Source organism: Frankia sp. CcWB3 (assembly GCF_977927595.1).
This window is the reverse complement of record NZ_CDWRCK010000151.1, coordinates 1-10,731: the sequence shown is the minus strand read 5'-3', so window position 1 is coordinate 10,731 and position 10,731 is coordinate 1. Positions and strand designations below refer to the sequence as shown.

Genomic DNA, 10,731 nt, shown 5'->3' with positions numbered 1-10,731 from the left:
GAAACGCGCAAGTTATTTCATTTCGACTCCTAAGGGCCAGGCATAAAACGAGCGCCGGCTGTAACGGCTCGACTCGAGCCGCGCGGCTGGCCCCGGCCCGCGCGGCTGGTCAGGCCGGCGGGTTCTCGCGCCAGCGGGCGGTGATCGGCAGTCGGCGGTCGCGGCCGAACGCCTTGGAGGTCACCTTCGGCCCGGGCGGGTTCTGTCGGCGCTTGTACTCGGCGAGGTCGACGAGCCGGATCACCTTGTCCACCACGGCCGGATCGTGCCCGGCCGCGATCAGCTCGGCCCGGCCCTGGTCGTGGCTGACGTAGTCGTCCAGGACGGGATCGAGGATGCCGTAGTCGGGCAGCCGGTCGGAGTCGAGCTGGCCCGGGGCAAGCTCGGCGGACGGCGCCTTGACGATGATCTCCTCGGGAATGGGCGGCACCTCGCCACGCTTCTCCGCGGCGGCGTTGCGCCAGCGCGCCAGCTCCCAGACGCGGGTCTTCGAGACGTCCTTGATGGGGGCGTAGCCGCCGGCGCTGTCTCCGTAGAGGGTGGAGAACCCCGTTGCCAGCTCGCTTTTGTTGCCGGTGGTGAGGATCAGGTGCCCATGCTGGTTCGACAACGCCATGAGCAGCGTTCCGCGCACCCGGGCCTGCAGGTTCTCGTCCGCGAGGCCGTGCAGCCCGCCGAGGGGGGCGGCGGCGGCGCGGAACGCGGCGGCGATCGGCTCGATGGGCACCACGGCGTGCCGCGTGCCCTGGCGGCGGGCGAGCTCGGCGGCGTCGGTCACAGAGTGCCCCGACGAGTAGCCCGAGGGCAGGGCGACGGTGTGGACGGCGCCGGCGCCGATCGCGTCGACCGCGATGGTCGCGACGAGCGCGGAGTCGATACCGCCGGACAGCCCGAGCGCCACCGAGGAGAAGCCGTTCTTACGGATGTAGTCGCGGGTGGCGGTGACCAGCGCGGTGTACAGCTCCCCGGCGGGCTCGGGGCGGTCGGCGACGACCGGCGGCAGGGGGGTGAACGGTGCCAGCGGCTCGGCGGCCAGTATCGTGCGCGTCACCGTCATCGTCGTGCCATCCTCGGCGTCGATGGCCCCGGACACCGCCCGCGCCGGGCCGGGACCGGCCGCGGGCAGGTCCAGGTCGGTGATCAGCAGCGCCTCGCTGAAGACCGGGGCCCGCGCGACGAGCTCCCCCGCGGCGTCGACGACGAGGGAGTCCCCGTCGAAGACCAGCTCGTCCTGCCCGCCGACGAGGTTGACGTAGGCCAGGGCGGCCGCGGCCTCCCGGGCGCGCTCGGCGCACAGGGCGTCGCGCTGGAAGGACTTCCCCTGCTCGTAGGGGGAGCCGTTGATGCACAGGACGAGGCCGACCCCGGACCGGCGGGCCACGGTGATCGGCCCGCCCTGCTGCCACAGGTCCTCGCAGATCGTCACGCCCACGTCGATCCCGTGCAGCCGCAGCACCGGAAAGGCCGTGCCGGGCACGAAGTAGCGGAACTCGTCGAAGACGCCGTAGTTCGGCAGGTGATGCTTGGCGTAACGCGCGACGACCTCGCCGCCCCAGAGCACCGCGGCGGCGTTCTGCGGTTCACCGGCCGGGCGTCCCACACTCGGCGCGGGTTGCGCGGACGCATCGAGGTAGCCGACGACGACGGCGATCTCGCCACACCCCTCCTCGGCCAGCCGGCGGGCCAGGGCCACCAGCGCCCGCTGGCTCGCGGCGACGAAGGACCGGCGCAGGACGAGGTCCTCCGGCGGATAGCCGGTCAACGTGAGTTCACCGAAGGCGATCAGATGAGCGCCGTCGGCGACGGCCCGTTTCGTCCAGGTACTGACCAGGTCGGCGTTACCAGCGAGATCCCCGACGGTCGTGTCCACCTGGGCGAGGGCGATCCGCAGCTGGGCCATGGTTGCAGCGTAGGCGGTCGCGGCGTGGGCCGTTAGGTCCCGTGTCGGGAGGGTAGGTAACACGCCGTTGGCGGACTGGTTGCTACCAGGCAACATCACAGCGACGAACGGATGTAGTCGCTATGCTCGGGATAAGCACATCGGGTGGCCCGTATCGTCGAGTCCACATCCTCAGCGCGGAGGCACTATGGACAAACAGCAGGAGTTCGTTCTCCGGACTCTGGAGGAGCGGGACATCCGCTTCGTTCGGCTCTGGTTCACCGACGTACTTGGGTACCTGAAGTCGGTAGAGATCGCCCCCGCGGAGCTCGAGGGGGCGCTGGCGGAGGGTATCGGTTTCGACGGGTCCGCCATTGAGGGCTTTGCGCGGGTACACGAGGCCGACATGCTGGCCCGGCCCGACCCCTCCACCTTCCAGGTGCTTCCCTGGCGCGGTGAACATCCGCTCACTGCCCGGATGTTCTGCGACCTCGTGATGCCGGATGGCACGCCCGCCGCCGCCGACTCGCGCTGGGTGCTGCGGAGCGCGCTAGCCAGGGCGGCCGACGCGGGGTTCACGTTCTACACCCATCCGGAGATCGAGTTCTTCCTGCTCAGGGAGCCGCCGAAACGCGGTGGCCCGGTGCCCCCGCCGGTGGACGAATCAGGCTACTTCGACCTGACCCCCAATGACATCAGCCATGATTTCCGGCAACAGGCCATCAGCATGCTCGAACGGCTGGGCATCTCGGTGGAGTTCAGCCACCACGAGGTGGCCCCCGGCCAGCAGGAGATCGATCTCCGCTACGCCGACGCCCTCACCATCGCCGACAACATCATGACCTTCCGCCAGGTGGTCAAGGAGGTGGCGTTGCGGCAAGGTATTTACGCCACCTTCATGCCTAAGCCGTTCGGTAACCAGGCCGGGTCGGGGATGCACACCCATCTGAGCCTTTTCGAGGGTGACCGCAACGCCTTTCACGACCCGACCGATGACTATCAGCTGTCCAAGGTGGCGAAGGCCTTCATCGCCGGGCTCCTCGCGCACGCCGCCGAAATCACCGCGGTGACCAACCAGTGGGTGAACTCCTACAAGCGGCTCATCGGCGACCAGCGGGTCGGCGAGGTGCTGGAGGCGCCGGCCTATGTGTGCTGGGGCCACAACAACCGTTCGGCGCTCGTGCGGGTTCCGCTCTACAAGCTCCACAAATCCAACGCCACCCGGGTGGAGTTCCGGCTGCCGGACAGCGCGTGCAACCCGTATCTCACCTTCGCCTTGGTGCTGGCAGCCGGCCTGCGGGGTGTCCAGGGCGGTTACGAGCTGCCACCGGCTTCGGCGGACGACGTCTGGACGCTCACCGACACGCAGCGTCGTGAGCGCGGGATCACCGCTCTGCCCGGCTCGCTCGCCGAGGCGGTCAAGGTGATGGAGCGTTCCGCGCTTGTGCGGGAGACCCTCGGCGACGAGTTGTTCGACTTCTTCCTGCGGAACAAGCGGGCCGAGTGGCTGGAATACCGTCGGCAGGTGACCCCGTTCGAGATCGACCGGTACCTGCCGGTGCTATGACCGGGCGGACCGGCACCCGGCCCCCCACAGCCGGGGCGGGGCCGGTCGGGCCGGGACCGGTCGCGGCCCATCCGCGGGGGAGCTCGGTCGCCGCGCAGCTCGCGCGACTCGGCTTCACCGACGTCGACCGGGTCGAGACGACAATGCGCCGCCTCGGCCTGCTCAGCCCGGCCGTCCAGTCGCCCACCGCCGGCAGGGATGTCCTGCCCGGTCCCGCCACCGTGGGAATCGTGCGCGAGGAACGGCTCGAGGCCAACGTCGTGGTCGGCTCGCTGGCGGCTGCGGCCGATCCGGACCGGGCTCTCGCCGCGCTGGACCGGCTCGTGGACGCCCTCGGCCCGGCCGGGGGCGCGGCCTTCGTCGGTGCGCTGGCCCGCCACGAGGGGCTGCGGGAACGGCTCGCCGCCGTGCTCGGCGCGAGCATCGCGCTCGGCGATCATCTTGCCCGCCATCCGGCGGACTGGCACATCCTGGAAGCCGACGAGGTGGTCACCACCCCGCCGGAGGCGGCGAGCGTGCGGGCAGGTCTGCTGCGCGCGGTCGGCGCGGATCCGGACGATCCGGCGCCCCGGGCGGCGGGCGACGGTCCCCAGATCCTCGACGCCCTGCGGACCGCGTACCGCAGGGCGCTGCTGGTCCTCGCGGCGCGGGACCTGACCGGCGCGGTGCCACTCGACGAGGCCACGGCCGAACTCGCCGATCTGGCGGGATTCGCGCTGGACGCGGCGCTGGCGGTCGCCCGTGCCGGGCTCGACCCGCGGCTGCCCCCGGTCCGGCTCGCCGTGATCGGCATGGGCAAGTGCGGCGGACGGGAACTGAACTACGTCAGCGACGTCGATGTCGTGTTCGTCGCCGAGCCGACGGCACCCCGCGATGCGGCGAACGGGGGGAAGATCGGGGCGGAACCGGCCGGGCCGGCGGTACTGACGGCGGCGGCACGGCTGGCGGAGGGGCTGGTCCGAGCCGCCGGCACCGTCACCGCCGCCGGTGCGCTGTTCCAGGTCGATGTGGGGCTTCGCCCGGAGGGCCGGGACGGTGCCCTGGTCCGCACGCTCGCCAGCCATCACGCCTACTACCGCCGCTGGGCCCGGACCTGGGAGTTCCAGGCGTTGCTCAAGGCCCGCCCGATCGCGGGCGACCTGGCGTTGGGCGCCGAGTTCTGCGCGATGGTCGCGCCCATGGTGTGGACGGCGGCCTCCCGTCCCGGCTTCGTGGCCGACGTGCGGGCGATGCGGCGCCGGGTGGAGTCGACGCTGTCCCGCGCGGAGGCGGAGCGCAATCTCAAGCTGGGGCCGGGCGGCCTGCGCGACGTCGAGTTCGCCGTCCAGCTGCTGCAACTCGTCCACGGCCGGGTGGATGCCAAGCTGCGGGTCGCATCCACCCTGGGCGCCATCGACGGTCTGGCCCGCGGCGGCTACGTCGGTCGGCGCGACGCGGCCGGGCTCGCCGACGCCTACCGTTTTCTCCGTAACGCTGAGCACCGCCTTCAGCTGCAACGGCTGCGCCGGGTGCACACCCTGCCCCGGGACGCCACCGAGCTGCGCTGGCTGGCCCGGTCGATGGGGTTGCGCACGGCGGAGGCGTTCGAGGACGCCCACGCCCGGGTGGTCCGATCCGTCCGATCGCTGCACGAGAAGCTCTTCTACCAGCCGTTGCTGGAGGCGGTCGCCCGCCTGTCGACGGAGGAGATCCGCCTTACTCCCCAGGAGGCGGCCGACCGGCTGGCCGCGCTCGGATTCGCCGCGCCGGACCGGTCGTTGCGCCATATCGAGGCGCTGACCAGAGGGGTGAGCCGGACGGCCGCGATCCAACGCCACCTGTTGCCGACGATGCTGCCCGCCTTCGCCGACGCCCCCGATCCCGATGCCGGGCTGCTGGCCTATCGCCGGGTCAGCGAGGCACTCGGGCGCGCCCCGTGGTATCTGCGGCTGCTGCGGGACTCCGCCGGCGCCGCGGACCGGCTCGCCCGGGTACTCGCGACCAGCCGGTACGTGGCGGACCTGATGGCCCGCGCGCCGGAGTCGGTGCGGCTGCTGCGCACCGAGGACGATCTCGTCCCGGTGCCGCGGGAGGCACTGGTCCGGACCATGGTGGCGATCGCCCACCGCAACCCCGACTGGGAGGAGGCCGTCGGGCGGGCCCGGGCGGTACGCCGCGTCGAACTGGTCCGGGTCGCCTGCGCGGACCTGCTCGGCCTGCAGGACGTCGCAGCCGTGGGCCGGGCGCTGGCGGACGCCGCGGCCGCCACCATCGCCGCGTCCCTGCTTGTCGCCGAGCGCAGGGTCGCCGGAGGTGACCCGGAGTCGTTGCCGGCGCGGATCTCGGTGATCGCGATGGGCCGGCTCGGCGGCGCGGAGATGTCCTACGGCAGCGACGCCGACGTGCTGTTCGTGCACGAGGCCAGGCCAGGGGCGTCAGCGGACCGGGCGAGCAGGGCTGTCGCCGAGGTGGTCGGTGAGCTGCACCGGCTGCTCGCCGTTCCCGGACCCGATCCGGCGCTGCGCCTGGACACATCGCTGCGTCCGGAGGGGCGCAGCGGCCCGGCCTCACGCACGCTGGAGGCGTACGCGGCCTACTACCAACGGTGGTCGCAGGAGTGGGAGTCGCAGGCGCTGCTGCGGGCGGAGCCCCTGGCCGGTGATCCCGGGCTCGCCTACCGGTTCTGCCGGCTGGCGGACACGGTGCGTTACCCGGCCACGCTTCCCGCGGGCGCCCTGGACGAGATTATCCGCCTGAGCGGGCGGATGGAGCGGGAACGGATCCCACGGGGAGTCGATCGCGCGCTGCACCTGAAGTTCGGCCCCGGGGGGCTGACCGACGTGGAGTGGGCGGTGCAGATCCTCCAGCTGCGCCACGGCCGGCAGATTCCCACGCTGCGCACGACGTCGACGCTCGAGGGCCTGGGGGCCGCGGTCGTCTCCGGTCTGCTCGACGCGAGCGAGGCGGAGATCCTGCGCGCGGCCTGGATGTCCGCCTCCCGCATCCGGAACGCGAGCACGCTGGCCGGCTGGCCGCGTCCGGACGTCGTCCCTGACCGCCCGCCCGGTCTGGAGGCGATGGCGAGCGCGGCGGGATATCCCTCCGACCGGGCCGGCGAGCTCGTCGCCGAGCACCGCCGGTCGGCGGCGCTGGCCCGCGCCGTCGTCGAGGAGGTGTTCGCGCGCGAGCGGACCGCGGATTTCGGCTAGCACGCCCGGTGGTGCCGGAACCGCGCCACCGTAAGACCGGGCAGGCGGTCGTGTCGTCGGGAGTACCGCCACGGCAGCCTGTGCTCCGGCCTGGTGACCGTTCGTCAGACGGTTGCCCCGGCCGGGGCCGGGGTGGTCTGGGACGGCACGAACAGCGTCGGCTTATCGCCGGCCAGGGCGCTGCAGCAGGTGTCAATCATGAGCGCGGAGACCAGGTACGGGTCCATGTTCGCGTTCGGGCGGCGGTCCTCCAGCCAGCCCTTCTTGGCCTTCTCGACAGCCCACGGAATCCGGATCGACGCGCCGCGGTCGGAGGCGCCCCAGGAGAACTTGTTCCACGGAGCCGTCTCGTGCTTACCGGTCAGTCGGTCCTGGATGCCGTGACCGTAGTGGGTCACGTGCTCCAGCACCCGGGTGCCGAGCGCCTCGCAGCAGGCGACGATGGCGTCCCAGCCCTCCATCGTCTGCCTGGTGGAGAAGTTGGTGTGCGCGCCGGCACCGTTCCAGTCGCCCGGGACCGGCTTGGCGGCGAACGACACCTCGACGCCGTAGTCCTCGGCGATCCGGTGGAGCAGCCAGCGGCCCAGCCAAATCTGGTCGCCGATCGCCGGGGCGGGGAGCACGCCGATCTGGAACTCCCACTGGCCCATCATGACCTCGGCGTTGGTGCCCTCGATGGCGAGACCGGCGTCGAGGCAGGCCTGCGCGTGCCTTTCGACGATTTGGCGGCCGGGCATCTTCGAGCCGCCGACGCCACAGTAGTACGGTCCCTGCGGCGCGGGGTAGCCGACCTCCGGCCAGCCGTAGGGACGGCCGTCCTTGAAGAAGGTGTACTCCTGCTCGATGCCGAACATCGGCGTCATGTCGGCGTACTTCTCGGCGACGGTCCGGGCGGCGGCCCGGATGTTCGTCGGGTGCGGCGTGAAGTCGGTCAGCTCGACCTCGCAGAGCACCAGGAGGTTGTCGCCACCCCGCAGCGGGTCGGGCGTGACGAAGACGGGCCGCAGCACGCAGTCCGAGTTCGATCCGGGCGCCTGGTTGGTGCTCGAGCCGTCGAAGCCCCAGATCTCCGGCTCCTTACCGTCCCTGATGATGCGGGTCTTGCTGCGCATCAGCGGCTCGGGCTCGGTGCCGTCGATCCAGATGTATTCGGCCTGATAACTCACTCATACTCCCCGTGGTTGATCCTGCACGTTACGGAGCGGCTTCGTGATCGGCCTGGCCAGCCGACCCAGGCCGCGAATGACGGGAGGGTTCGACCGGAGCCTTGTCGTGCCCAGTTACCTTCCTGTTCCGTGATTGTTAATTTTCGGTCTCTGCTATGTCACGAAAGGCTGACCCTGGGCGATCGGGGCCGACTGCCGTCCGGGATTTTCGGAGTCCCCGGCTCCGCTTTCGTGTCGTGGTGTCCTGGCGGGTGTCGGAGGGAGATGGCCGGTATTCCGGACCGCGCCGTTCCGCATAGACGTGAGGCCCGCCTCCGACGTCGTCGAAGTAGGGCCTCGGGGAATTAGTATATTAATTTTCAATGTGGGTTCGGGGGTTTCGCCTGGTACCCCGGGAAAGGGTCCGGGCATCCCCTGCCCGTGATCTTTCTGGCGCTCGCCGGCACTCGGTGGATATCGGCGGGCCTTCGGCCGGTCTCCGCCCGGAGGTGGCGGCGCGACCTGGTTTCCGTACGCGTCCCCGGCTCGAAGAGGCCTTCTGCCACCGCGGCGAAGGACCAGACGAACCGCAGGGGTCAATCGGGGCCGCCCGCCTCGAGAGCGTGACCGACCCCCCGCGGTTCACCGTGCCGCACCTGTCTGGGAGCAGGCCGCGGTCACCGCCTCGGCGCCCGCCGGATCACCCGCGGCCCGGCGATGGGTCAATGGCCGGAACCTTACGGCTGGGCGTCAGATGTCGTAGTAGAGGGTGAACTCGTAAGGATGCGGCCGCAGGCGGATGGCGTCGACCTCGTTGACCCGCTTGTAGTCCAGCCAGGTCTCGATCAGATCCGCGGTGAAGACGTCGCCCTCCCGCAGGAACTCGTTGTCCGCCTCCAGCGCGTCGAGCACCTTCTCCAGCGAACCCGGGACCTGGGGAACCGCGGCCAGCTCGTCCGGCGGGAGGTCGTAGAGATCCTTGTCGATCGGGTCCGGCGGATCAATCTTGTTCCGCACGCCGTCGAGCCCCGCCATCAGAATCGCGGCGAAGGCGAGATACGGGTTGCAGCTCGGGTCCGGCACGCGGAACTCGACCCGTTTGGCCTTCGGTGAGTCACCGCTGAGCGGGATGCGGCAGCACGCCGACCGGTTGCGGGCCGAGTAGACCAGGTTGACGGGCGCCTCGTAGCCGGGCACGAGCCGACGGTAGGAGTTCGTGGTGGGGTTGGTGAAGGCCAGCAGCGCCGGGGCGTGGTGCAGCAGCCCCCCGATGTAGTAGCGGGCGGTGTCCGAGAGACCGCCGTACCCGTTCGGGCTGTAGAAGAGCGGCTCCCCGTCCTTCCACAGGCTGGAGTGGACGTGCATACCGGATCCGTTGTCCTCGAACAGCGGCTTCGGCATGAAGGTAACGGTCTTGCCGCGGCCGCGGGCGACGTTGCGGATGATGTACTTGTAGAGCATCAGGTTGTCGGCGGTCTTCAGGAGCGTGTCGTACCTGATGTCGATCTCCGCCTGGCCCGCGGTGCCGACCTCGTGGTGCTGCATCTCGACGGTGATACCCGTCTCATAGAGCACCCGGGTCATCTCGGAACGCAGGTCGGTGAAGTGGTCCGTGGGCGGCACCGGGAAGTAGCCGCCCTTGAACCTCGGCTTGTACCCGAGGTTTCCGCCCTCTTCCTTCCGGGAGGTGTTCCAGGCGGCTTCGACCGAGTCGACCTGGTGCATCGACCCGTAGGGGTTGTAGTCATAGCGGACATCGTCGAAGATGTAGAACTCCGCCTCCGGACCGAAATACGCGGTGTCCGCGACGCCGGTGCCCCGGAGATAGGTCTCCGCCTTCTTGGCGATGTTGCGCGGGTCCCGGGAGTACTGTTCCTTGGTGATCGGGTCATGGATGAAGAACGTCATGGCGAGGGTCTTGTGCTCGCGGAAGGGGTCCACGAAAGCGGTGTGCGGGTCCGGCAGCAGCAGCATGTCGGACTCGTGGATGGCCTGGAAGCCGCGGATCGACGAGCCGTCGAACATCAGGCCTTCGGTGAACACCGACTCCGCGAAGACCTGGGTCGGGATGGTGAAGTGCTGCATGATCCCGGGAAGATCGCAGAACCTGACATCGATGAACTGAACGTCTTCGTCCCGGATATAGCGAAGCACGTCTTCTGCTTTTGCGAACATTCGTCCTCCAGCATCGCGTCACGCTTCTTAGGGCCACAGGTTACGCCATGTTGGCGTGTCTCCGGTCACCAGGCCGTCGGCGCACGACATCATGGGATAGTTTCCGTAGCGTTACCGAAACCTACTTAATCACTCAACGTGATGAGTTGGGTGCATGTTGCGGTGCCACATAAGCTTGCGTCGTGGGACGAGCACTTGGAGGCTGGCTTGACGGGCCAGGTCTGCCGCGGGACACCCCGCCCGGGGTACGCCTCGGGTTGCCGCGGGACGGCCGAGGATCCGTGGTCGGGTTCGGTCCGCGCCTGCTGGCCTACCTCGTGGACGCGGTCGCCGCGAACCTGATCGTCGGCATGCTGTACATCGTCGGACTGAGCTACACCGCCGACGCGCGTGGCCTCGCGATCTACGCGGTCTTCCTGCTCGAGGAGCTGATCCTCGTCGGTACGGCCGGCCAGACGATCGGCATGCGGCTGGTCGGCATCCGCGTGATCCGGCTGCGTGACTGTGGTCGGCAGTCCTGGCCGTGGATCGTCGTGCGTACCGTTCTGCTGGGCCTGTTCATCCCGGTGTTCATCTGGGACCGTGACCTACGCGGCCTTCACGATCGCGCCGCCGGGACCGTGGTGGTGCGCGACCCCGTGGGCTCCGGCCCCGAGAAGCCCGGCCCCGAAAAGTAGCGCGGATCCCTCCACTACGGGGCTTCGGGGGTGGTCCACCGTGGGTGGCACGGCGGACCACGCCTGGCGGCGGCGCTAGGGCCTGTTTGGGAAGTTCCTC

At 70.0% G+C, this 10,731-nt stretch carries 6 protein-coding genes; 3 read left to right on the top strand and 3 right to left on the bottom strand.

The window, feature by feature from the left end; translation table 11 throughout:
• Positions 1-109: 109 nt before the first annotated feature.
• Positions 110-1,900: an NAD+ synthase gene (locus ACY5KJ_RS12750; protein WP_462203424.1), complete on the bottom strand. Its 1,791-nt coding sequence runs from the start codon at positions 1,898-1,900 to the stop codon at positions 110-112.
• 187 nt (positions 1,901-2,087) lie between these two features.
• On the opposite strand from ACY5KJ_RS12750, the gene ACY5KJ_RS12745 reads away from it, so the two are divergent.
• Both ACY5KJ_RS12745 and ACY5KJ_RS12740 read left to right on the top strand, forming a co-directional pair.
• Positions 2,088-3,446 (top strand): glutamine synthetase family protein, encoded by a 1,359-nt coding sequence (locus ACY5KJ_RS12745; RefSeq protein WP_462187556.1) that lies wholly within the window; start codon positions 2,088-2,090, stop codon positions 3,444-3,446.
• The gene (locus tag ACY5KJ_RS12740) at positions 3,443-6,634 is read left to right on the top strand and encodes a bifunctional [glutamine synthetase] adenylyltransferase/[glutamine synthetase]-adenylyl-L-tyrosine phosphorylase (protein WP_462187557.1); all 3,192 of its coding nucleotides are present in this window, start codon (positions 3,443-3,445) and stop codon (positions 6,632-6,634) included. The genes ACY5KJ_RS12745 and ACY5KJ_RS12740 overlap by 4 nt, the downstream gene beginning before the upstream one ends.
• A gap of 104 nt (positions 6,635-6,738) precedes the next feature.
• On the opposite strand, the gene glnII is transcribed toward ACY5KJ_RS12740, so the two are convergent.
• Entirely contained in the window at positions 6,739-7,800 is a 1,062-nt protein-coding gene (gene glnII / locus ACY5KJ_RS12735; RefSeq protein WP_462187558.1) for a glutamine synthetase GlnII, read from the bottom strand.
• Positions 7,801-8,529: 729 nt separating this feature from the next.
• A complete protein-coding gene (glnA, locus tag ACY5KJ_RS12730; protein WP_462187559.1) occupies positions 8,530-9,954 on the bottom strand; it encodes a type I glutamate--ammonia ligase in 1,425 nt (474 codons plus the stop codon).
• A gap of 182 nt (positions 9,955-10,136) precedes the next feature.
• Between glnA and ACY5KJ_RS12725 the strand changes: the two genes are divergently transcribed.
• A complete protein-coding gene (locus ACY5KJ_RS12725; protein ID WP_462187560.1) occupies positions 10,137-10,631 on the top strand; it encodes an RDD family protein in 495 nt (164 codons plus the stop codon).
• Positions 10,632-10,731: the final 100 nt, after the last annotated feature.

Excerpts from the sequence above, each read along its gene's own strand:
- ACY5KJ_RS12740 (WP_462187557.1), top strand. The coding sequence starts at position 3,443 with ATGACCGGGCGGACCGGCACCCGGCCCCCCACAGCCGGGGCGGGGCCG.
- ACY5KJ_RS12750 (WP_462203424.1), bottom strand. The coding sequence starts at position 1,900 with ATGGCCCAGCTGCGGATCGCCCTCGCCCAGGTGGACACGACCGTCGGG.
- ACY5KJ_RS12745 (WP_462187556.1), top strand. The coding sequence starts at position 2,088 with ATGGACAAACAGCAGGAGTTCGTTCTCCGGACTCTGGAGGAGCGGGAC.
- glnA (WP_462187559.1), bottom strand. The coding sequence starts at position 9,954 with ATGTTCGCAAAAGCAGAAGACGTGCTTCGCTATATCCGGGACGAAGAC.